The organism is Acinetobacter sp. CAU_H_56 (genome assembly GCF_058599425.1).
The window spans coordinates 1-22,310 of the sequence record NZ_CM178654.1; the positions used below are offsets into that span (position 1 = coordinate 1).

At 42.9% G+C, this 22,310-nt stretch carries 18 protein-coding genes; 10 read left to right on the forward strand and 8 right to left on the reverse strand.

What is annotated here, in order from left to right:
* The 5 genes from dnaA to AC4MCC_RS00025 all read left to right on the forward strand — a co-directional run bounded on the left by dnaA (window position 1) and on the right by AC4MCC_RS00025 (window position 6,809).
* Window positions 1–1,383 (forward strand): chromosomal replication initiator protein DnaA, encoded by a 1,383-nt coding sequence (dnaA, locus tag AC4MCC_RS00005; RefSeq protein WP_419365832.1) that lies wholly within the window; start codon window positions 1–3, stop codon window positions 1,381–1,383.
* Between the two features lie 109 nt (window positions 1,384–1,492).
* On the forward strand, window positions 1,493–2,641 hold the full coding sequence (gene dnaN, locus AC4MCC_RS00010; RefSeq protein WP_340834916.1) for a DNA polymerase III subunit beta: 1,149 nt from the start codon (window positions 1,493–1,495) through the stop codon (window positions 2,639–2,641).
* A 25-nt stretch (window positions 2,642–2,666) separates the two neighbouring features.
* Window positions 2,667–3,749: a DNA replication/repair protein RecF gene (gene recF, locus AC4MCC_RS00015; RefSeq protein WP_419375192.1), complete on the forward strand. Its 1,083-nt coding sequence runs from the start codon at window positions 2,667–2,669 to the stop codon at window positions 3,747–3,749.
* Window positions 3,750–3,803: 54 nt separating this feature from the next.
* Entirely contained in the window at window positions 3,804–6,269 is a 2,466-nt protein-coding gene (gene gyrB, locus AC4MCC_RS00020; RefSeq protein ID WP_419365830.1) for a DNA topoisomerase (ATP-hydrolyzing) subunit B, read from the forward strand.
* Between the two features lie 192 nt (window positions 6,270–6,461).
* On the forward strand, window positions 6,462–6,809 hold the full coding sequence (locus AC4MCC_RS00025) for a hypothetical protein (RefSeq protein WP_419365829.1): 348 nt from the start codon (window positions 6,462–6,464) through the stop codon (window positions 6,807–6,809).
* Window positions 6,810–7,502: 693 nt separating this feature from the next.
* On the opposite strand, the gene AC4MCC_RS00030 is transcribed toward AC4MCC_RS00025, so the two are convergent.
* Together AC4MCC_RS00030 and AC4MCC_RS00035 are read right to left on the reverse strand one after the other, a co-directional pair.
* Window positions 7,503–8,666: a zinc-dependent alcohol dehydrogenase gene (locus AC4MCC_RS00030; protein WP_491885481.1), complete on the reverse strand. Its 1,164-nt coding sequence runs from the start codon at window positions 8,664–8,666 to the stop codon at window positions 7,503–7,505.
* A gap of 304 nt (window positions 8,667–8,970) precedes the next feature.
* Complete coding sequence (locus tag AC4MCC_RS00035; RefSeq protein ID WP_491885482.1) at window positions 8,971–10,914, reverse strand: ATP-binding cassette domain-containing protein; 1,944 nt, start codon at window positions 10,912–10,914, stop codon at window positions 8,971–8,973.
* A 211-nt stretch (window positions 10,915–11,125) separates the two neighbouring features.
* Between AC4MCC_RS00035 and AC4MCC_RS00040 the strand changes: the two genes are divergently transcribed.
* The 4 genes from AC4MCC_RS00040 to erpA all read left to right on the forward strand — a co-directional run bounded on the left by AC4MCC_RS00040 (window position 11,126) and on the right by erpA (window position 15,055).
* Window positions 11,126–12,130 (forward strand): putative solute-binding protein, encoded by a 1,005-nt coding sequence (locus AC4MCC_RS00040; protein WP_180004174.1) that lies wholly within the window; start codon window positions 11,126–11,128, stop codon window positions 12,128–12,130.
* Window positions 12,131–12,384: 254 nt separating this feature from the next.
* On the forward strand, window positions 12,385–13,395 hold the full coding sequence (locus AC4MCC_RS00045; RefSeq protein WP_004780360.1) for a putative solute-binding protein: 1,011 nt from the start codon (window positions 12,385–12,387) through the stop codon (window positions 13,393–13,395).
* A 194-nt stretch (window positions 13,396–13,589) separates the two neighbouring features.
* A complete protein-coding gene (locus AC4MCC_RS00050; protein WP_419365843.1) occupies window positions 13,590–14,603 on the forward strand; it encodes a putative solute-binding protein in 1,014 nt (337 codons plus the stop codon).
* A gap of 116 nt (window positions 14,604–14,719) precedes the next feature.
* Window positions 14,720–15,055, forward strand: a complete 336-nt coding sequence (gene erpA / locus AC4MCC_RS00055) for an iron-sulfur cluster insertion protein ErpA (RefSeq protein WP_004780362.1) — start codon at window positions 14,720–14,722, stop codon at window positions 15,053–15,055.
* Window positions 15,056–15,115: 60 nt separating this feature from the next.
* Here the strand turns inward: erpA and AC4MCC_RS00060 are convergent, their stop codons facing one another.
* From AC4MCC_RS00060 to AC4MCC_RS00085, 6 genes are all read right to left on the reverse strand, one after another.
* Window positions 15,116–15,493: a hypothetical protein gene (locus tag AC4MCC_RS00060; protein WP_162835342.1), complete on the reverse strand. Its 378-nt coding sequence runs from the start codon at window positions 15,491–15,493 to the stop codon at window positions 15,116–15,118.
* Window positions 15,494–15,604: 111 nt separating this feature from the next.
* The gene (locus AC4MCC_RS00065) at window positions 15,605–16,510 is read right to left on the reverse strand and encodes a matrixin family metalloprotease (RefSeq protein ID WP_491885483.1); all 906 of its coding nucleotides are present in this window, start codon (window positions 16,508–16,510) and stop codon (window positions 15,605–15,607) included.
* A gap of 119 nt (window positions 16,511–16,629) precedes the next feature.
* Complete coding sequence (locus AC4MCC_RS00070; protein WP_004780368.1) at window positions 16,630–17,073, reverse strand: hypothetical protein; 444 nt, start codon at window positions 17,071–17,073, stop codon at window positions 16,630–16,632.
* 118 nt (window positions 17,074–17,191) lie between these two features.
* Window positions 17,192–19,132: a molecular chaperone DnaK gene (dnaK, locus tag AC4MCC_RS00075; protein ID WP_104426786.1), complete on the reverse strand. Its 1,941-nt coding sequence runs from the start codon at window positions 19,130–19,132 to the stop codon at window positions 17,192–17,194.
* Between the two features lie 118 nt (window positions 19,133–19,250).
* Window positions 19,251–19,799 carry a nucleotide exchange factor GrpE gene (gene grpE, locus AC4MCC_RS00080; RefSeq protein WP_491885862.1) on the reverse strand — a complete coding sequence of 183 codons (549 nt, stop codon included), beginning with the start codon at window positions 19,797–19,799 and terminating at the stop codon, window positions 19,251–19,253.
* A gap of 727 nt (window positions 19,800–20,526) precedes the next feature.
* Complete coding sequence (locus AC4MCC_RS00085; RefSeq protein ID WP_180025579.1) at window positions 20,527–21,021, reverse strand: hypothetical protein; 495 nt, start codon at window positions 21,019–21,021, stop codon at window positions 20,527–20,529.
* Window positions 21,022–21,234: 213 nt separating this feature from the next.
* On the opposite strand from AC4MCC_RS00085, the gene AC4MCC_RS00090 reads away from it, so the two are divergent.
* Window positions 21,235–22,305 (forward strand): alpha/beta hydrolase, encoded by a 1,071-nt coding sequence (locus tag AC4MCC_RS00090; protein WP_491885484.1) that lies wholly within the window; start codon window positions 21,235–21,237, stop codon window positions 22,303–22,305.
* The last annotated feature ends 5 nt before the right edge of the window (window positions 22,306–22,310 follow it).

The window sequence follows — 22,310 nt, forward strand, 5'->3', positions numbered from 1 at the left end:
ATGCTTTGGACAGACTGCTTAAATCGCTTGCGACAAGAGCTCTCTGGAAATGTCTTTACAATGTGGATTCGCCCATTGGTTGCGGAAGAGCTGGACGATACTCTGCGTCTTTATGCACCTAATCCGTATTGGACGCGCTACATTCAAGAGCATCATCTGGAACTGATTTCGATTTTGGCCGAACAGCTGTCTGAAGGTCGCGTACGTAAAGTTGAAATTCTAGTGGATTCGCGTCCAGGTGCAATTTTATCTGCCAGTGAACAGCCAGCGACGACAACAGCGGCTTTGGAATCTGCACCTGTGGTTGCGCCTGCGCCGCGTCCTAAGAAAGAAAAAGAAGATTCAGGCAAAAATAGCCGTAAACGTCAGTTGAACCCTTTATTTACCTTCTCGTTATTTGTTGAAGGCCGTTCTAACCAAATGGCAGCTGAAACCTGTCGTAAGGTGTTAACCCAACTTGGGGCTTCACAGCATAACCCGCTATTTTTATATGGTCCGACTGGTCTGGGTAAAACCCACTTGATGCAGGCCGTCGGGAATGCATTATTACAGGCAAAACCCAATGCCCGCGTGATGTATATGACTGCGGAAAGCTTTGTGCAGGATTTTGTCAGTTCCCTACAACAGGGCAAGGTTGAAGAGTTTAAGAAAAACTGCCGTTCACTGGATCTTTTGCTAGTCGATGATATTCATTTGCTGGCAGGTAAAGAAGCCAGTCTGGTTGAGTTTTTCTATACCTTTAACGCGCTATTGGATGAATCGAAGCAAATTATCCTGACCTCGGATCGTTATCCTAAAGAATTGACCGAACTGGATCCACGTCTGGTTTCACGTTTTTCCTGGGGCCTTTCTGTGGGTGTGGAACCACCGGATATCGAAACCCGAATTGAAATCTTGCTGAAAAAAGCCGAAAACACCGGAGTAGATTTACCACGTAACTGTGCGCTATTTATCGCCCAACAAGTGGTAGCGAACGTCCGTGAACTTGAAGGTGCGCTAAACAAAGTGGTAGCGATCTCGCGTTTTAAAGGAACGCCGATTGATCTGGAGGTGGTGCGTGAGTCTTTGAAAGATGTCCTCGCAATTCGTGCCCGTACCATCAGCACTGAAAATATCCAGCGTGTCGTGAGTGAATATTTCCGCATTCCGCTTAAAGAGCTGGTGGGTCCAAAACGTACCCGTATTTATGCTCGTCCACGTCAGCTTGCAATGGGTCTGGCACGTGAACTGACTGGAGATAGTTTCCCGGAAATTGGTATGGCTTTTGGTGGTCGAGATCACAGTACGGTCATGCATGCCTGCGAAAAAGTGCAGAGCTTGCGTGAAGAAGATCCGATCTTCAATGAGGACTATAAAAACCTGCAACGCCTGTTGCAGAGTTGACCTAAAACGCTCAAATTCTGTTCTTGCTATGCGGCCTGTTTTGCCGCATAGTTAACTGCTAAAAATTCAACTTTTATCTTATTAATCTTCAGCTTTAGAGGAATGTACCGTGCGTTTAAAAATCGCGAAAGAAAGCTTACTGAATGTTCTCTCACATGTCGTAGGAGCGGTTGAACGTCGCCATACCTTAAATATTCTTTCAAACCTGAAAATCCAGGTGACTGCTGAAGCTTTGACCGTCACTGGTTCCGACTTGGAAGTAGAACTGGTTGCCAGCACACAGTTGGCTGAAGGTGCATGTCTGCAAGCCGGTGAAACCACAGTTCCAGCACGTAAGCTGATTGATATCTGTAAATCTTTGCCATCAGCAGCCCTGATCGACCTGCAAATTACTGATGACCAGCGTTGTATCTTGAAATCTGGAAATAGTCGTTTTGTGCTCGGTACTTTGCCTGCGGATGACTATCCATTACTGAATACTGAAAATACCCAAGGCACGCAAGTAACTGTGACTCAGCGCGAATTAAAGCGTCTGTTTGAAAAAACGGCTTTCGCAATGGCTGTGCAGGACGTGCGTTTCTATCTGACCGGTACTTTACTTGAAATTGACGCCAGTCAGCTTCGTGCGGTAACAACAGATGGTCACCGTCTGGCACTGTGTGAAACAGCAGCCCAATCGACAGCAACTCAACCGATTCAAGCCATTGTTCCACGTAAGGCGGTCGCTGAATTGCAACGTTTATTAAGCGTTGAAGATGAGCAGCTTTCTCTGCTGATTGGTCGTGAATTATTGAATGTAACCATTCGTATGGCCAGCCGTGATAAAGAACAGGCTGATATTACGGTTCGTTTCACCACGAAACTGATTGACGGTAAATTCCCTGACTACCGCCGTGTGATTCCACGTGGTGGCGACAAGAATGTGATTATTGCGCATGACGTGTTCAAGCAATCTTTACAACGCGTGGCTATTTTGAGTAATGAAAAACTGCGTGGCGTATTCCTGAACTTTAATGCCGGTTCATTACAACTTCGTGCCAATAACCCAGAACAGGATGAGGCGATTGAGGATCTAGCCATCCAATATGCAGATGCACCACTGGAAATGTCATTCAATGCGCAATACCTGATTGAAGTGCTAGGTGTACTAGATGGTGAAGATGTATCAATGACCATGACTGAAGCGAATCAGTCTGTACTGGTTCAGGATCCATCTCATACCGATCAGACCTATGTCGTGATGCCAATGCGTGTCTAAGCGACAGCTGAGCTAAGCCAACGCTATGCATATTACGCGTCTTTATATTGAACGTGTACGAAATTTAGAAACGGTTGCACTCAAGGGATTGCAACCGTTTAATGTTTTTTATGGCCAGAATGGTTCAGGCAAGACTTCAGTACTGGAAGCTATTCATTTACTGGCCGCAGGACGTTCCTTTCGTACCCATATCCCGAAAAATTACATTCAGCATGGCGCCTCGGATGCGATTGTGTTCGCCCAATCGGAAACTGAAAAAGTCGGCATGCAAAAAATGGCCAGCGGGGAACAGTTGATCAAGGTGAATGGTGATGCCATTGCGACTCAAGGCCAGCTTGCCAAAATGTTACCCTTACAACTGCTTGATCCACAAAGTACCGATATTATCGATCATGGTGCCAAACCACGTCGTCAGCTATTGGATTGGTTAATGTTCCACGTGGAACCAGAGTTTTATCATGCCTGGCAATATTATTCACGGGCCCTAAAACAGCGGAACAGTCTGCTTAAATCCAAACGTTTTCTAAGTTTGTCTGATCTGGAACCGTGGAACCAGATGCTGAGTGAATATGGCGAGATTTTGCACTCCCAGCGTGTCGGCATCGTGGAACAGTGGAAGCCCTTTTTTGAGGATGATCTCAAGCATCTATTACCGGATCTGGAGATTTCTCTGGAATACAGTCCCGGCTTTCACAGCGAAAACGGTCTGTTAAATGACCTAACCAATCACCATGACAAAGATGTAGAACGACGCTATACCGAATATGGTCCACATCGCGCAGATTTGCGTTTAAAGACCCCTTTAGGCGATGCTGATGTAATCCTGTCCCGCGGACAAAAAAAGCTTTTAATGATGGCACTTAAACTGTCGCAAATCGCAATGCTGCATTCTTGTAATAAGGAAACTGTGGTATTATTAGATGATGTGACAGCAGAATTAGATTTAACCGCACAACAACGTTTAATTGAGCGATTGAGCCAGCTTGGTAGTCAAGTTTTTATTACCACCTTAGACCATGAATCAGTACAAAAGCACCTACATGATCTGTCTATCTCATATCAGTTATTCAATGTTGAAAACGGTACAGTTCAAGTTGTTGTGCAATAGTTTTTAAATTTTTACCTATCTTTGGATAAACCTATATTTCACTAGGGAGAAACCATGAGTTCAGAAGATCAAGCTGCTTCTCAAACAGAACAAACCACTGAAAAAGCTTATGATTCCTCTAGCATCAAGGTATTACGTGGTTTAGACGCAGTACGTAAGCGTCCAGGCATGTACATTGGTGATACAGACGATGGTACCGGCTTACATCACATGGTCTTCGAGGTCGTAGATAACTCGATTGATGAGGCGCTGGCAGGTCACTGTGATGAAATTTTAGTGACTATTCATGAAGATGAATCAGTTTCAGTATCGGACAATGGCCGTGGTATTCCGACTGACATTCACCCTGAAGAAGGCGTGTCTGCTGCAGAAGTCATTTTAACCATCCTGCATGCTGGCGGTAAGTTTGATGATAACAGCTATAAAGTTTCTGGCGGTCTGCACGGTGTAGGTGTATCCGTAGTAAATGCGTTGTCAGAAAAACTGGAATTAACCATTCATCGCGCTGGTAAAATCCATGAACAGGAATACCGTCATGGTGATCCACAATTCCCGTTAAAAGTGGTGGGTGAGACCGATAAGACCGGTACTCGCGTGCGTTTCTGGCCAAGTGTTGAAACCTTTAGCCAGACCATTTTTAATGTCGATATTTTGGCACGTCGTTTACGTGAACTGTCCTTCCTGAATGCAGGTGTACGAATCGTATTACGTGATGAACGTATCAATGCCGAATACATTTTTGACTATGAAGGTGGTTTGGCTGAGTTTGTTAAGTACATTAATCAGGGTAAAACCCACCTGAATGACATTTTTCATTTCACCACTCAGGCGGAAAATGGCATTGGTGTGGAAGTTGCACTGCAATGGAATGATTCTTATCAGGAAAATGTACGCTGCTTTACCAATAACATCCCGCAAAAGGATGGCGGTACTCACTTAGCCGGTTTCCGTGCAGCACTGACCCGTGGTTTAAATAACTATATGGACAGTGAAAATATCCTGAAAAAAGAAAAAGTTGTGGTTTCAGGTGATGATGCGCGTGAAGGTTTGACTGCGATTGTGTCAGTAAAAGTGCCTGATCCGAAATTCTCTTCACAAACCAAAGAAAAACTGGTATCGAGTGAAGTGAAGTCTGCCGTTGAGCAGGCTATGAACAAGGCATTCTCTGAATATCTGTTAGAGAATCCACAGGCGGCTAAATCAATTGCAGGCAAGATCATTGATGCAGCGCGTGCCCGTGATGCGGCGCGTAAAGCACGCGAAATGACTCGTCGTAAGAGTGCGCTCGATATCGCCGGTCTTCCAGGTAAATTGGCCGATTGTCAGGAAAAAGATCCAGCTTTATCTGAACTGTACCTGGTCGAAGGTGACTCTGCGGGCGGTTCTGCAAAACAGGGTCGTAATCGTAAGATGCAGGCAATTCTGCCGCTAAAAGGTAAAATCCTCAACGTAGAACGCGCCCGTTTTGACCGTATGATTTCTTCTGCAGAAGTGGGTACGCTGATTACGGCACTCGGCTGTGGGATTGGTCGTGAAGAATATAACCCGGACAAGCTGCGTTATCACAAAATCATCATCATGACCGATGCTGACGTGGATGGTTCACACATCCGTACATTGCTGCTGACTTTCTTCTTCCGTCAAATGCCGGAACTGGTCGAGCGTGGTCATATCTATATCGCGCAGCCACCGTTGTACAAGCTGAAAAAAGGCAAACAGGAACAGTACATCAAGGACAATGATGCGCTGGAAACTTACCTGATTTCGAATGCGATTGATGAGCTGGAACTGCATATCAGTGCCGATGCCCCTGCAATTCGTGGTGAAGCTCTGGCCAATGTGATTACCGATTATCAAACTTCACAGAAGAGTCTGGCACGTTTAACTGTACGTTATCCTGCAAGCTTGCTGGATGCCTTGATTTCACTGGAAGCATTCAAGCTAGATCAGCTGGAAGATAAAGCGTATGTGGAAACCTGGGGTGAAGACCTGCGTGCAGCGATTGAAAAAATCCAGCCAAGTTTACGTCCTGAATTGAGCCTGGAACGTTTTGAAAAAGACGTTGATGGTCAGACAGTAGAAAGCTGGTTGCCACGGATTACGATTTATGTGCATAACCTGCCGCATCATTATCTGCTAGATGCTAGTCTGCTCAGCTCAAGTGAATATGCGCGTTTACTGAAAAACTCGAAAAGCTGGTTCACGCTGCTTGAAGAGGGTGCTTATTTACAAAAAGGTGAGCGCAAGATTCAGGTCAGCAGTTTCCATCAGGTTTGGCAGCACATTCTGCAAGACTCTCGCCGCGGCATGATGATCCAGCGTTATAAAGGTCTGGGTGAGATGAATGCGGACCAGCTGTGGGAAACCACGATGGATCCGGAAAACCGTAACATGCTACAAGTGACGGTACAGGATGCGATTGAAGCAGACCGCATGTTCTCTTGTCTGATGGGAGATGATGTGGAACCGCGTCGTGCCTTCATTGAAGAAAATGCCTTGAATGCTGATATTGATACCTGATCCATCGGAATAAATCGAAACGAAAAAGCGCCTTTTAAGGCGCTTTTTTTACGTAAATTTTCTATTAATGCCGGATGAACTGTTTAGAATAATTTTAATCTAAGTAGTTTTTAGACCAATGATCCGCTGATATTAGGTTTCAAAAAAGCCTGGTTCAGTAGAATCTAGTCTTATTTATAAAGAGGTTTATCCATGGATAGCCAGCTTGAAGAAATACGTGAGATCTGGGCCAATGCATTCTACAGTGGTGACTATGATGTGCTACGCCACTATGAACATCAGGACTTTCAGGTGGTTTTTGAACAGGAAGGCCGCGTAGAAGGAAGTTATCTGCGTTATGACCGGATTGCTCATGCGGTACAAAACGGCGTATGGAAACCGCTGAAGCCAGACATAGAATATGAAGAATACGAGTACAATGAAGATCAGACCGAATGCCGGATCTTGATTGGACTGGAACATAATAAACAGCGTTTTCAGGAAGTCTGGAAGCTAGAGGATGAATGGAAAATTCTAGAACTTAGATTTTTGAAATCCTAAACTTTCAATGATTTATTAAGTTAATTCGAAATTTTCTAAAAATATTTGAATAGTGTTGTTTAAATCTTGCTTAAACCCTGATCAATCATGTGGATAACTGAAAAGTTATCCATATTTTTTATGTGAATAAGATAGTATTTATCCACAAGTCATATTGTCTTTCTTATCTCTCATTTTTTAAATTCAAATTTAATTTCTGTATCTTGTGGATAAGTGCTTTTAAATTTAAAATAGGTTTTTGAATTTAAAAGCTTGATTAGAGCCATATCCTCTATGTTCTTTAACAGCAACCAGTCCAGATGAATTTTTATCTGTTTTTAATGAAAAATTATATAAATAACTTAAAAATTAATGCTTTATTTTGATATTGTAGATTTAATTAATAATCAGCGTGGAACATATTTTAATTATAAAAATCTTCACTGTAGTTAAACTACATAATTAATTTAATAATCAAGTGAACTTTCATTTTTTATCAATAAATCATAGGGTTATAGATTTTTTAACTTTTACTCCTATAGCTTAATTCTTTTTTAAGTTTAGTGATCACGTGACCTAGAGCCAGTTCATCTGATAAACAGGCAATAGATCTGAACTTTTAAAACTGAAAATATAAAAAAATACGATCTATAAAATGAGTGTAAAAATAAAAAAAGCGCCTAACGGCGCTTTCTATTTTTTTAAAGATTGTATTTATGGGGTCAGAATAATCTTGCGGCAGTCTTCTTCACGTTTATCAAAAATACGGTAGCCTTCAGCAGCTTCTTCCAGTTTCATGCGATGGGTAATAATCACTTCGGGAGACAGCTGGCCATTTTCTACATATTCAAGTAATTGTGGCAGGAATTTATGTACATGCGTTTGACCCATTTTAAAGGTCAGTCCTTTATCAAAGGCATCACCAAACAGGAAGCCATGGATTGGACCCGCATATACACCTGGCACACTCACCACACCACCACGGCGTACTGCCGCGATACATTGACGTAGGGCAAAGCCGCTCGAACCTTCAATTTTTAGATTCGTCATCACAGTTTCAAGCAAACTGCCTTTGGCCTCGAAACCAATCGCATCAATGACGGCATCAACACCACGATGACCGGCAGTATTCTGAATGATATATTCAGCTGCATCGACTTCATCAAAATTCACTGGAATTGCACCATAAGTCTGATGGGCAAAACGCAGGCGGTAAGGGTGGTGATCGACCATAAAGATCTGCTCTGCACCCAGCATACGTGCGCAGGCAGCTGATAGTAAACCAACTGGTCCAGCACCATAAATCGCAACACTGGAACCGCGAGTGACCTGGGCATTGGTTACAGCCTGCCATGCAGTAGGCAAGATATCGGTCAGGAACAGGACTTTTTCATCCGGTAATGATCCCGGTACTTTAAAGGGGCCCACATTACCTTTAGGTACACGGACATATTCCGCCTGTCCGCCTGGTATACCGCCATATAAATGGCTATAACCAAACAGAGCGGCACCTGGTGGAATATGTTTTTTATTGATAATTGCACCACGGCCGGTATTGGTATTTTCACAGGCAGCCATCAGTTCATGTTCACAGAAAAAACAGTGACCACATGCAATCACGAAAGGAATAATTACCCGGTCGCCTTTTTTGACTTCTGTGACTTCAGGGCCGACTTCTTCTACAATTCCCATAAATTCATGGCCGAAAATATCGCCATCTTCAGTGGCCGGAATTTTACCCCGGTATAGATGCAGATCTGAGCCACAGATGGCAGTCGCTGTCACCCTTAAAATGACGTCATCTGGTTCCTGAATCACTGGATCTGGAACGGATTCAACTCGTACATCCCGAGCACCATGATAGGTAAGAGCACGCATGCGGATTTCCTCTCTCTAGTTCAACATTAAACAGACTCGTATCAAGGCTGCCAAAAATAAAAAACACTTTTATTAGAGCCTTATGCGCCAAGAAATCGCTGTAAATTAATGTATGAAATAAGACATCCGAGTGTTTAAAAAATAAACCTATATAGGATTTGCGTAATTCACTACAAAATATGTCAAAAACGGTTTCGACGAAGAAATGAGGGAAAAGACGGAGAGAGCAATATATAAAAAGTATAAAAAAAGAGATTAGCTCCAGTTGCAGCTAATCTCTAAGATTTGAATCAAGGTTTAAAACTTAACCTTCCTGAAAAGATTGCTCCAAACTTTCCAGCTCCATCATCAGTTCTAACATTTGCTCTTCGGCAGTTTCCAGTTTCTGTTTCAGTTCAGTTTGCTCGTTCATGAGTTTCAGCAAGCCATCTTTACGTGCAGCTTCATATAAAGCGCTATCTGCCAGCAATTCTTCAATTTCTGCCAGACGCGGTTGTAACTTGTCGATTTGCGCTTCACATTTTTCAATATTCTTGCGAATCGGGCGAGTCTGCTCACGACGCTGAGCAGCCAGTTTACGCTGTGCTTCTTTATCTACTTTGGCGACAACCACAGGTTTAGCTTCTGTTTCTACTACCTGTGCTTTGGCCAAGGCATTCTGCGCATTGATCTGCTGTTGACGCGCTTCACGTAACCATTTGGCATAGTCCTGCAGATCGCCCTCAAATTCAGTACAATGTCCGGCATGTACTAACAACAATTCATCACATACTGTCGCAATCAATTGACGTTCATGCGAGACCAGTACCACCGCACCTTCAAAATCCTGCAAAGCCATAGTCAGGGCATGGCGCATATCCAGATCCAGATGGTTCGTCGGTTCATCGAGAATCAGTACATTTGGACGCTGCCAAACAATTAAAGCCAAAGCCAAACGGGCACGTTCACCCCCAGAGAAACTCTCACATGGGGTATCCATGCGCTCACCGCTAAAACCGAAACTGCCGAGAAAAGAACGTAAAGAAGCTTCACTGATTTTTGGATCGGCGATGCGTGCCAGTTGCAGCATTGGGCTAGCATTAGCATCCAAAGCATCCATCTGGTGCTGAGCAAAATAACCGATATTGAGTAATTCTGAGGCCTTACGTTGACCATTTAATAAGGGCAGATCTCCGACTAAGGTTTTGATCAGGGTTGATTTACCTGCACCATTCATTCCCAGTAAACCGATACGTGAATTTGGAGTAATTTGCAGGTTAATTTTGCTGGCAATCGATTTATCGCCATAACCAATTTCCGCCTGTTCCAAGGCCAGAAGTGGTGAACTCATTTTGGTCGGTTCACGGAAACTGAAGGTAAAAGGTGTATCGACATGAGCAGGGGCGAGATCCTGCATGCGCTCCAGCATTTTAATCCGACTTTGGGCCTGACGTGCTTTGGTCGCTTTGGCTTTAAAACGGTCAATAAATTTTTGTAGATGTGCCCGGGCTTCCTGCTGTTTCTCAAAGGCCTGTTGTTGTTGCGCCAGACGTTCACTACGAGTTACTTCAAAAGTTGAATAATTACCGGTATAGAGGGTGAGTTCCTGATTCTCAATATGCAGAATATGATCCGTCACGGCATCCAGAAAATCACGGTCATGCGAGATCAGCACCAAAGTGCCTTCATACGCCTTTAACCAGTCTTCGAGCCACAAAATTGCATCCAGATCCAAGTGGTTGGTTGGTTCATCCAGTAATAACAGATCTGAACGGCTCATCAGGGTACGGGCCAGATTCAGACGCATCCGCCAACCGCCTGAAAAGCTGGAAACATCCAGACGGATCTGATGATCCATAAAGCCTAAACCAGCCATCAACTGTGCTGCTTTAGATGGAGCAGAATAGCCATGAATCTCGTCAAAACGGCCATGTAGCTGTGCCAATTCTGCATCGGACAGCTGTTCCGGATGCGCTAATTTAGCCTGTATATCCCAATACTCTTCATCGCCTGACAGAACAAAATCAATGGCTGGCATATCCAAGGCTTTAATTTCCTGAGCCATATGCGCTACGATCCAAACGGATGGACGAGTCAGCGAACCTTCATCTGCACTCAGCTCACCTAAAAGAGCCGCAAACAGGGTAGATTTTCCTGCGCCATTCACGCCGGTTAAACCAATTTTCCAGCCGGGATGAAGCTGCATGGAGGCTTTTTGAAATAACACTCGCCCACCACGGCGTAACGAAACTTGGTCTAACTGAATCATTGAACTTACTAACAAGGGCAAAAGAGAATGCCGCTATTCTAATGGAAAGCCGGAAGAAAACAAAAAATCTTCGTTGCAGTTTATCCTGTTCAGGCTTTAAAAATTTATAGATTCATATATGATGAACTATGTTTTGAGTAAATGCTCTATTTTGTTTGAAAACCGAAAGATAGAGCCATCAAGGTTCATAATAATATTGAGTAGAATAAAAATGAAAAAAGGATTTTTAATTTTATCTGCACTGGGCCTATGGGCTTCGAGTGCACATGCTGCCCCAGTCAATGTCTGTGTATTTGATTTACTGGGGAAATCGGGTGAATCCTTCAAACTGCTGGAAGAATGGGCATTAGCCAGCAAGCAGTGGGGGGCTACGGTTCAATTGATTGCTTATCAGGACGAAGCCAAAGTCGATCAGGATGCCAAAGCCGGAAAATGCGATGGCTTCTATATGACATCCATGCGCGCGCGAGCTTATAACAAATTTGCCGGTTCGATTGATGCGATTGGCGGCGTTCCTAATAATGATATTGCCATGAAAGCGGTGAGTTATGTGCTGGATAAACGTAATACCAAACGGATGACCACCCAGATCGGCAAGGAAAAATTTGAAGTAGCCGGTATTGGCCAGATTGGTCCTGCTTATATCTTTGTCCGTGATCGTAATATGAATAAGTTGGAACATATTAAAGGCAAGAAGTTTGCGGTTCTACATTATGACTATGCCCAAACGATTATGGTGAACCGGGTAGAAGCCGTACCGGTGAATTCGGAAATTTCTAATTTCATCCGTAAATTTAATCAGGGTGAAGTGGATATTGTGGCAGCACCCGCTTATGCCTTTAAACCTCTTGAAGTGACCAAAGGACTGGGGCAGAAAGGAGCCATGATTAACTTTCCGGTGGTCAATGTCACAGCAGATCTGATTATTCGACCGGATAAATTTCCGGAACAGTTTGCAGCCAATTCCCGACAATGGTTTGTTAAGCAGTTACCCCGTAGCTTCGCGATGGTGAAACGTATGGAAGCAGAAATCCCGCGTAAATATATTCTGAACCTGAGCCGTGAGGAACAGGTCAGTTATCAAAAAATTCTGCGTGAAGGACGCATGGATTTAACCAAACAGGGCATCTATGACGCTGGCATGATGACAGTATTAAAACGGGCACGTTGTACTGTAGAAAGAACTAATTTCGAATGCTCAATCAGTGGTGAATAATTTTAAAATCATGTATATCTTTGTAACTACAGCGAATGAAATGTAATTCAAAGTAGCCAAGTTAAAACATTAAGATACTGATATATTTATAAAAAAATTAGATAAAGGAAATTGGATAAAGCTCATTTATCTTTATAGGCCAAAAAATGACTTTTATCTGGAGTAAATGCTCTATTTTTTTGAAATAAATTTGCTTAATATTTGACGCGTGTACGGACACTCAGCTAACAACAAGGTTTCAAAGGATAACTAAAATGAAAAAAACACTCTTATCATTGGCTGCATTTTCTGCATTTGGTTTTGCAGGTGTGGCACATGCAGAAAAGGTCGATATCTGTGTGTTTGACCTACTTGGTAAATCTGGCGAGTCTTTCCAGATGGCTCAGGAATGGGCACTGGCAGCAAAAGGCTGGGGCGCAGATATTAATCTGATCGCCCGTCAGGATGAGGCCGTCGCTGACAATGACTTTAAGGCTGGCAAATGTGATGGTGTATTCATGACCGCCATGCGTGCCCGTCAATACAACAAGTTTGCCGGTTCAATCGATGCCTTAGGTGGTGCTCCAAGTAATGCCATTGCACAGCGTGCGATTAGCTTCGCTTTGGATAAGCGTAATGCCGCTAAAATGGTTACGACCATGGGCGGTAAAAAATATGAGGTGGCTGGGATTGCGCCATTAGGTTCAGCTTTTATCTTTGTACGTGACAAAAACATTAACTCCATTGAAAAAGCGGCAGGCAAGAAGTTTGCTGTTCTTGGCTATGATGATGCGCAAAAAATCATGGTTCAACGTGTAGGTGCTCAGGCTGTAGTGTCTGATGTATCCAACTTCGTGGCCAAGTTTAATAATGGTCAGGTCGATATGGTGGGCGCACCGGCGTATGCGTATAAGCCACTCGAAATCTATAAAGGTTTGGGCAATAGCGGTGCCATGTTTAACTTCCCGGTACTGCATGTCACTTCTGACTTTGTGATTCGTCCGGAAAAATTCCCGGCTGGTTTTGGTCAGAAGTCTCGTGACTGGTTCATTAAAAATCTGCCTAAGAGCATGGCGATGATCAATCGTCTGGAAGCCGGTATTCCAGCGAAATATAAGCTGAATCTGAGCGCGGAAGACAAAACCAAGTACCAGAAGCTATTACGTGAAGGGCGTATGGATATGACCAAGCGTGGAATCTATGATGCCAGCATGATGTCAGTACTGAAACGTGCGCGTTGCTCTGTCGATAAAGCCAACTTTGAATGTTCACTTTCTGGCGAATAATTTGATTTTTAAGGAAAAAAGCTTAGATTTATCTAAGCTTTTTTTATATTAAACAAAGTCAGATCTGCCATTGCAGATCACGGCAAAGCAGTTAAGCTGATTAAAAATAATGCTTTCATGTTTAGTATAAAAAACAATAACATGTAGCACTTAAAGCAGATAACAAAAACAAGGCAATCAAGGAAAGCAAAATGATGCAGAGAGGATGGAAAGCTCTGGCTGTAGGTGCAGCACTCGTGGCAGTTTCAGGTCTGGCTCAGGCAAAACAGGTGGTATGTGTATTCGATCTGGTCGGCAAAAATGGCGACGTCTATGCCGTAATGAAAGACTATCAGCTGGCCGCAAAAAATTGGGGCGCTGATATCGAGCTCAGGGTAAATACCAATGAAGCCGTCGTCGCAGAAGATTTTAAAGCCGGTAAATGTGACGGGATCAGTGTCACTGGTATGCGCGGCCGTCAGTTCAATCGTTTTACCGGTTCGCTCGATGCGATTGGTGCAATTCCAGATCTGAACCTGGCAGTTAAAGTGATGCAAGGCCTCGCGAGTCCGACTTTTGCCAAGCTCATGGTTCAAGGCAAGTATGAAGTCGCAGGGGTGATTCCGGTAGGTGATGCCTTCCTGATGGTCAATGACCGGAGTATTAATACTGTGGCGAAAGCAGCAGGTAAAAAAATTGCTGTACTCGACTATGACGAAGCACAAAAAATCATGGTTCAGCAGGTGGGTGCACAGGCAGTCAGCGCCGATGTGACCAACTTTGGCTCTAAATTTAACAATGGCCAGGTCGACATTATTGGCGCGCCGGCTGCCGTATTTAAACCGCTAGAGCTGCATAAAGGTTTGGGTAGCAAGGGTGCTATTGTGAATTATCCGGTATTGCAGGTCACCGGTAATATTATTATTCGTCCAGATAAATTCCCGGCAGGATATGGACAAAAATCACGTGAATGGGTGAAGAGCCAGTTACCACGTGCTTTTGGAATTTTAGGTAAAATGAAGGCAGATATTCCATCTAAATACTGGATGGATATTCCTGAAGCAGATAAACCAGGTTATCAAAAGCTGATGCGTGATTCGCGGATTGATCTGACCAAACGGGGTATTTATGACAAACGCATGATGAAATTACTCTGGCAATTCCGCTGCAAGCAGAATCCGAAAAACTTCGAATGTGCATTACAGGATGAGAACTATAAACAATCCTGATAAAATTACTCTGATTTGACTTTTAATCTGTACAGACTGACCATATATTGAGTGTGTTATACTTGAAATATGGTCTTTTCTTTTTAAAGACATTCCATTCAACAGAGGAATCCGCCATGAATGCTCAAGCGCTTGTGCTCACCGACAATGCCGCAAATAAAGTACGCCAGTTGCGTGACAGTGAAGGTAACCAAGACTTAATGCTCCGTGTGTATGTCACCGGTGGCGGCTGTTCAGGTTTCTCTTATGGCTTTAACTTTGCGGAAAGCCAAAATGAAGATGATGCAGAATTCGTCAATGGCGATGTCAAAATGCTGGTCGATTCTCTGAGCTATCAATATCTGGTTGGTTCAGTGGTTGACTATGTTGAAGGCCTAGAAGGTTCACGTTTTGTGGTACAAAACCCAAATGCTACCACTACTTGCGGTTGTGGATCTTCATTCTCGATCTAATACATATCAAGTTGAATAAAAAAGTCCTCGTATGAGGACTTTTTTATATCTGAAGAAAGCTTAGCTTTCCAGTTTGACCGCTTCAAGCAAGTCAAAAATCACTGTAGTGACATCCTGACTCAGTTCACGGTTATTAAATATCTCGTAGGCTGTAATGGTAATGTCCGTATCGCTCGGCAACAGACGCTGTTCTTCCTCAATCAAGTCATTGATCGGCAATAAGGTCTGTTTCACTTGCAGATGCAAAATATCCTTAAATTCAAGATTTTCATCATCCAGCTCGATCAGCTGTTCATTGAAATAAGGCAGCAAAATTGAATGAAGATAAGGTTGAATATCCTCGATATCAAAGATCTCGATATCACGGGTTTCATCAATCGTACTAATGTGGTCATTTACTTCAATTAAAATATGGTAGTAACTCACATGAATCTCCAAGAAAGTTGGCCTAAGACGTCCTACTGTTCTTCACAATAACATGAAATGAAACCGGGTTGTATTTTTACTAGCCTAAACACATAAATAATATAGGGAATTAAAACCTGAATTTTATCGAGTATACAACAAGGTCTTGTCTGCCGGACGCAGTTTGAAATCTTGCAGATTCTGTTCACCCAATACCGGATACATCAAGGCTTCCGGATCATTATGATGATAGAGGCCCAAGGCATGGCCCAGCTCATGTGCCAAAGTTAAACGTAAATCATCTTTGGCATCAAACTGGTAAATCTGGATCTTATCTCCCATAAAAATACCCTTATGAAACTGGCGTGGGGGAAAGCGCTGCTGGGCCTGCTGGATATTTCGCTGATGGCTTTGCACACTGTTTTGATGAACAGAAACCTGCTGGTTAAACGAGGATAGCTGTTCTTGAAGATAAGCATATTCGCGCTTAAAACTTTCCAGTTTAGGCTTGAGCATTTCCATCTCATACTGAAGCTGTTCACGCTCGGCAGATGAGCTGGCCTGTTGACGGCGTTGCAATAAGGTTTGAAATTCAAACTCAAGCTGACTTTTTTGCTGGATCAGTCGTTGCTGCTGATCTTCCAGATTTTTCTGTGAAACTTGCAGATTGCTGACTTCACGCTGATATCTGGCTTCATCGGCAAGTAACTTTTTTTCGACCTTTTTAAAGGCTTCATAGTCCTGTTGGCGTTGATCATAAATCAGTTGAATGGCCAGCTGAGCATTCTCATCATAGACCATCAGATCATCGCGATTGGTTCCTTCATGCCAGATCTGAATCGCTTCCTGACTTAATTGAATGACCTCATCACGGGTCAAGCCAAAACCGGGATCGACTTGGTCAATCCGGAAACGTAAGCGGGTATCAAAAGGATGGGTCAAACGGTCAGCCAGGGAATTAAATTTTAATTGTGGATGGGTCTTAGTTTGTAGATGCAAAAACAGTGACACAATGAAAACGACAATCCCCAGAAAGCTTAAAAGACGCATAGTATTTTTTTAAATATTGTTTGGCTCAATGTAGCTAAAAAAACAGCAAAATCCTAGCGTCAGAGCGATAAAGAGTGGCAATAAAAACCGTGCTTATGCACGGTTCTGCTCAGGCCAGATTATGATTTTTTGCCTTTCCATTGTTCAACCTGTCTTGGCATATTGGAATGATAGATAAAGCCAAGGCCTATACCATTCAATAAGAAGATCATAAATTCAATTAAATATTTCAGGTTATAGGAATGTCTGGTTTGGTGATTAAAGGCATACAGTGTGATTTCAGATTTAAAGATCTGGAAAATAATATAGCTCAGCAATCCAATACCTAGAATGATAAAACCTTTTCCGGAAGGATAGCGCTGAGGTACAGCCAGGATCAGCAACACAATGATGGCAATCAGAAAGCCCAAGGAAAAAGAAGCTTCGATTCCGAAGGTTTGCAGGTAATTAAAAGGCGCGAGTACCACATTCGGCGGTAAGATCAGAAGCAGATTGCCCATCGGGTAGAGCAGCATGATCGCAAGCCCGGAAGCCAGAAGAAAAAGCTTAATAAAATTCTGCATACGTTTTTATTTTTAAGTTATTTATTTCATTATAGTTTAATTAAAAAAGATTCTATTGCCTATGCATTGAGCAAAAAAAAGACCGCATAAAATGCGGCCTTTTTCTCAAAATGACAAATTATTTTTTGTCATCTTTTACTTCAGTGAATTCAGCATCAACTACGCCGTCATCTGCTTTTTGAGCTTGGCCTTCGCCGCCTTGGAATGCATTAGGATCGAAACCTTGTGCACCGCCTTGGCCTTGAGCTGCTTCATAAGCACGTTGAGTGATCGGCATAATAATATTTTGCAATGCTTCAGTTTTCGCTTTGATTGCTTCAACATCATTTTCTTTCGTAGACGCTTCTAACTCAGAAACCGCAGTTTCGATTGCAGTTTTTTCGTCAGCAGTCACTTGTTCGCCAAGATCTTTTACTGCTTTTTGAGCAGAAGAAACTAACGCATCCGCTTCGTTACGTGCTTTAGCCAGTTCTTCGAACTTGCGGTCTTCTTCAGCATTCGCTTCAGCATCTTTGATCATTGCTTCGATTTCAGCATCAGACAAACCTGAGTTTGCTTTGATCTGAATCGATTGCTCTTTACCAGTGCTCTTATCTTTCGCAGATACTTTCAAGATACCATCCGCGTTGATGTCGAACGATACTTCAATTTGTGGCACACCACGTGGAGCAGGTGGGATGTCGCCTAACTGGAAGTTACCCAACAATTTGTTTTGTTGAGCCATTTTACGTTCACCTTGGTAAACTGAAATGTCTACAGCAGGCTGGTTGTCCGCAGCAGTTGAGAACACCTGAGATTTCTTCGCAGGAATCGTCGTGTTTTTCTCAATGATTGGAGTCAACACGCCACCCATGGTTTCAATACCAAGAGTTAGTGGAGTTACGTCAAGAAGAAGTACGTCAGTTTTGTCACCAGACAATACCGCACCTTGGATCGCAGCACCCATTGCGACTGCTTCGTCCGGGTTCACGTCTTTACGTGGTTCACGACCGAAGAATTCTTGTACTTTTTGTTGTACAAGTGGCATACGAGACTGACCACCTACCAGGATTACGTCAGAGATGTCAGAAGTTGAAAGACCAGCATCTTTCAGCGCAATCTTACAAGGCTCGATGGTACGAGCTACAAGATCAGCAACTAAACCTTCAAGTTTTGCACGAGTTACGTTGATCACTAAGTGTTTAGGACCAGTCGCATCTGCAGTGATGTATGGAAGGTTGATTTCAGTTGCGTTAGAAGAAGAAAGCTCGATTTTTGCTTTTTCAGCTGCTTCTTTCAGACGTTGTAACGCAAGTGGATCGTTCTTCAAGTTCACGTTTTGTTCTTTCTTGAACTCTTCAACCAGGTAGTCGATCAATGCATTATCGAAGTCTTCACCACCCAGGAAGGTATCACCGTTAGTTGATAACACTTCGATTTGCTGGTCGCCATCAAGATCCGCAATCTCAATGATTGAAACGTCGAAAGTACCACCACCCAAGTCGTATACCGCAACTTTACGGTCGCCTTCTTTCTTGTCCATACCGAACGCAAGTGCCGCAGCAGTTGGTTCGTTGATGATACGTTTAACTTCTAGGCCTGCAATTTTACCTGCATCCTTAGTTGCTTGACGTTGTGCATCGTTGAAGTAAGCAGGAACAGTAATCACCGCTTCAGTGACTGTTTCACCTAGGTAGTCTTCTGCAGTTTTCTTCATTTTTTTCAGAACTTCTGCAGAGATCTGTTGTGGAGCAAGTTTCTTGTCGTTTACTTCAACCCAAGCATCACCATTGTCAGCTTTCAGGATTTTGTAAGGAACCAGACCGATATCTTTTTGTACCGCTTGGTCTTCATAACGACGACCGATCAGACGTTTGATCGCGAATAATGTGTTTTTAGGGTTGGTTACCGCTTGGCGTTTAGCTGATTGACCAACAAGGATCTCGCCATCTTTGTACGCAATAATAGATGGAGTTGTACGTGCGCCTTCAGCGTTTTCGATAACTTTAACTTTGTCGCCTTCAAGTACTGCAACACATGAGTTTGTAGTACCTAAGTCAATACCAATGATTTTAGCCATTTGGATGTTTCCTCAAAAATTTTTTTGTGATTTACACTTGTTATCCGATATGAGAGCCGTTCAATTTTTTTCAAGTAAATTTTTAGAAAAAATTTCACAAACTCCCGATTTATTTCGCTTAAGCGCCAACCATGACCATTGCAGGACGTAATAAACGACCATTGAGGGCATAGCCTTTTTGCAAGACTGTACCGATTTCATTAGATTTAGCATTTGGATCAATACCGACTGCCTGATGCAGGTCTGCATTAAAACCATTTGCGGTATCAACTGCGACTACACCAAATTTCTCTAGTGTATTGAGCAACGCTTTCAGCGTCAGTTCTACGCCTTCACGTAACGGGCCCTGTTCTTCGCCTGCAGCAACAATCGCGCGCTCCAGGTTATCTACTGTATCTAGCAGCTCTTTAGAGAACTTTTCCAGAACAGTGTCTTTATGTTTTTCTGATTCACGCTGAATACGTTCTACACTTTTTTGTGCTTCGTAAACTGCATTGGCAGTGCGTGCTTTTTCTAACTTTAAGTCACCTTCAAGTTGTGCAATCTGCTCTTGTAAAGATTCAACGGTAACTTCTACTTGTTCAGGTTCAGCTTGAGTTTGCTCTACCTCTTGTGTCACTTGCTCTTGCTCAAGATCTTGAGCTTGTTCGTTCTGCTCAGTTGCCATTGATTTACTCCGTTTAAATGGGTTTTTAAACATGTACAGTCCTTGGGCGTCAGAGTTAACTGCGTTAATACTGAACTGCCATGATTGAAATTTTTAATTATTTAAAGAAATCGGGGCAGGGGTAAAAAATTCAAGCATCAAGTACAGATTAATTTTAGGATTTATTTAGATTTAATGACTTTCATAAAAGCAGCATCGTATTTTTAGATAGAAATAATAATTTTTATCTGTTTTAAATATTTTTAGAACAGGTGCATCATAGCATCATTAACAGCGGCCTTGTTCTGAGGAGAGAGCTGGACCAGGTTGCTGTTGCCTTATTTTTTAAGCTGTTTTTTCCAGTCGGATACCTCACACATGGTCCGGCTTTTTTTTGTCCAGATTATTTTTTAGACATAAAAGCGATTAATAACTAAGCAATAAAGTATTACACAAAAAATGAGCAACGCTATATTATTCATTTCAGATTCTATCGCTGTAGTTTCTTCTCTTTTTTAGAAATGTGTTTTCGTGGCTTATCTTTTCTCTAGATAAGCCTTTTTTTTTGCCTGAAATTTGTTACGGTTTTTCGACTTATAAGATGGGATCATCTTAATCAAGACTATGCTGAGTGAAAACATTTCTTCTATTAAAAGAAAATAACTGGAATGAGATCAAAACCATAAAACTCAGTCCATAAAAAAAGCCCTGATCTAAATCAGAGCCTCTCTTTATATTTATATTCTACCTAATCGCGGCGATTACGTGGTCGCTGCTGTTCCTGCTTACGTCGCTGATCATTCCAGCGTGGATTATTGGAGCGGTTTTGTTGAACCCGTTTACGCTGCTGTTCTGCCACTTTTTTACGTTGTTCCAGTTGCTGGCGACGTTTACGTTCGGCCTGCGCCTGTTTCTGACGCTGATTACTCAGATTTTTGCGTTGCTGTTCCAGACGTTGTCGTTCCAGTTGAGTTTTACGACGGTCCAGTTCTATTTGTCGACGACGTTCCTGTTCCCAGTTACGCTGCTGAATATTTTTGCGACGTTCCAGTTCCAGTCTCTTACGCTGCTGTTCGTATTCCCAGCGCTGCCGGTCATAGCGGCGGTCTTGATCATAACGATAGTCATAACCTCGATCGCGACGGTCATAACGTCCGTCATAATAACCATCATCAGGAAAAGCCACACAGCCTACGGCTAAAAATGCAGTGGCTAAGGATACCGTTATTATTCTTATCGCCATAAGCTATCTCCTTTTATACAGACTTCTACATCAAAGTCGCAAAAGTGCTGTAAAAATCTCACTTAAACTGTCAATGACATCTGATTAAATTCAGGTTAGCGTATTTGGCAGATAATCTATGTACATTGATATTAAGACTTATATAAGAATATGGTCACTAAAACCCTGATCATGTAGAAAAAATGAAGAATTATGGGAAAAGGATGAAAACTCATGGGTGCGAATAATCCGGTCACAAAATTTGTAATGGATAAGGGGCAGGGCACTGCAGCACGCTTGCTGGATTGCCTGCCGAGCTTTGCACAAGAACGTCTGATAAAAGCATTGGATTATCCTTATGGCTATCCTGATTTGGATCCTTATATAAAATGCTTGATGGCGATTCAGATCAAACAGGGACAGCATAGTTTTATTAGTGAAGATGCGGTGCAGTCACGTCAACTGTTTGATGAACGCATGAAAGCTATTCAGGCGAAACCGACGCCGGTCAAGGCAGTCGAGGATCTGCGTCTGCCATTGCAAAATGGCACTATCTTTGCCCGACATTATCATCCGGCACCACAGAAAAAATTGCCGATGGTCATTTTCTATCATGGTGGTGCATTTATAGTGGGTGGTCTGGATACGCATGATGAATTTTGCCGTTTATTGGCGGTGCATGCCAAGGTGCAGGTACTCAGCGTGGCTTATCCGCTAACGCCGGAATACAGTCCTTTGCAGATGGTACAGGTCTGTGAAGATGCTCTGGCTTGGGTGCATCAAAACATCAAGCAGCTGAAAATCTATAAAAACCAGATTGTAGTGGCAGGGGATAGTGCAGGTGGAAATCTGGCGGCAGTGGTTGCGCAGCGGAGTGCCGATAAAATCTATGCACCTCGCGCACAGTTATTGCTTTATCCGGCAGTCGATTTTAAAAGCCGCCATCCTTCTTTTTATGCCTATAACCAGGGCTTGGTACTTTCAGCTCAGGATATTGATCTGGTGACCAAGCTATATGCTGAAACGCATCAGGTCGAACTGGACGATCCGCTGATTTCACCTACTTATGGTGAATTGAAGAATCTGCCACCTGCCTATGTGATTACTGCCCGTCATGATGTGTTGCATGATGAGGGTTCAATCTATGCATTGAAGTTACGTGAGAATGGGGTGCGAGTGTATTATCAGGAATATACGGATCAGGCACACGGTTTTATTAATCTAACCCCAATTCATAAACGTTCGAAAAAACAGGTCATCGAACTCAGCAAGAATTTCCGTAAATTCCTGGATAAAAAGATCTGATTCAA

Coding starts and splice junctions, on each gene's coding strand:
- dnaA (WP_419365832.1), top strand. CDS start 1: ATGCTTTGGACAGACTGCTTAAATCGCTTGCGACAAGAGCTCTCTGGA.
- recF (WP_419375192.1), top strand. CDS start 2,667: ATGCATATTACGCGTCTTTATATTGAACGTGTACGAAATTTAGAAACG.
- gyrB (WP_419365830.1), top strand. CDS start 3,804: ATGAGTTCAGAAGATCAAGCTGCTTCTCAAACAGAACAAACCACTGAA.
- AC4MCC_RS00025 (WP_419365829.1), top strand. CDS start 6,462: ATGGATAGCCAGCTTGAAGAAATACGTGAGATCTGGGCCAATGCATTC.
- AC4MCC_RS00030 (WP_491885481.1), bottom strand. CDS start 8,666: ATGCGTGCTCTTACCTATCATGGTGCTCGGGATGTACGAGTTGAATCC.
- AC4MCC_RS00035 (WP_491885482.1), bottom strand. CDS start 10,914: ATGATTCAGTTAGACCAAGTTTCGTTACGCCGTGGTGGGCGAGTGTTA.
- AC4MCC_RS00040 (WP_180004174.1), top strand. CDS start 11,126: ATGAAAAAAGGATTTTTAATTTTATCTGCACTGGGCCTATGGGCTTCG.
- AC4MCC_RS00045 (WP_004780360.1), top strand. CDS start 12,385: ATGAAAAAAACACTCTTATCATTGGCTGCATTTTCTGCATTTGGTTTT.
- AC4MCC_RS00050 (WP_419365843.1), top strand. CDS start 13,590: ATGCAGAGAGGATGGAAAGCTCTGGCTGTAGGTGCAGCACTCGTGGCA.
- erpA (WP_004780362.1), top strand. CDS start 14,720: ATGAATGCTCAAGCGCTTGTGCTCACCGACAATGCCGCAAATAAAGTA.
- AC4MCC_RS00065 (WP_491885483.1), bottom strand. CDS start 16,510: ATGCGTCTTTTAAGCTTTCTGGGGATTGTCGTTTTCATTGTGTCACTG.
- AC4MCC_RS00070 (WP_004780368.1), bottom strand. CDS start 17,073: ATGCAGAATTTTATTAAGCTTTTTCTTCTGGCTTCCGGGCTTGCGATC.
- dnaK (WP_104426786.1), bottom strand. CDS start 19,132: ATGGCTAAAATCATTGGTATTGACTTAGGTACTACAAACTCATGTGTT.
- grpE (WP_491885862.1), bottom strand. CDS start 19,799: ATGGCAACTGAGCAGAACGAACAAGCTCAAGATCTTGAGCAAGAGCAA.
- AC4MCC_RS00085 (WP_180025579.1), bottom strand. CDS start 21,021: ATGGCGATAAGAATAATAACGGTATCCTTAGCCACTGCATTTTTAGCC.
- AC4MCC_RS00090 (WP_491885484.1), top strand. CDS start 21,235: ATGGGTGCGAATAATCCGGTCACAAAATTTGTAATGGATAAGGGGCAG.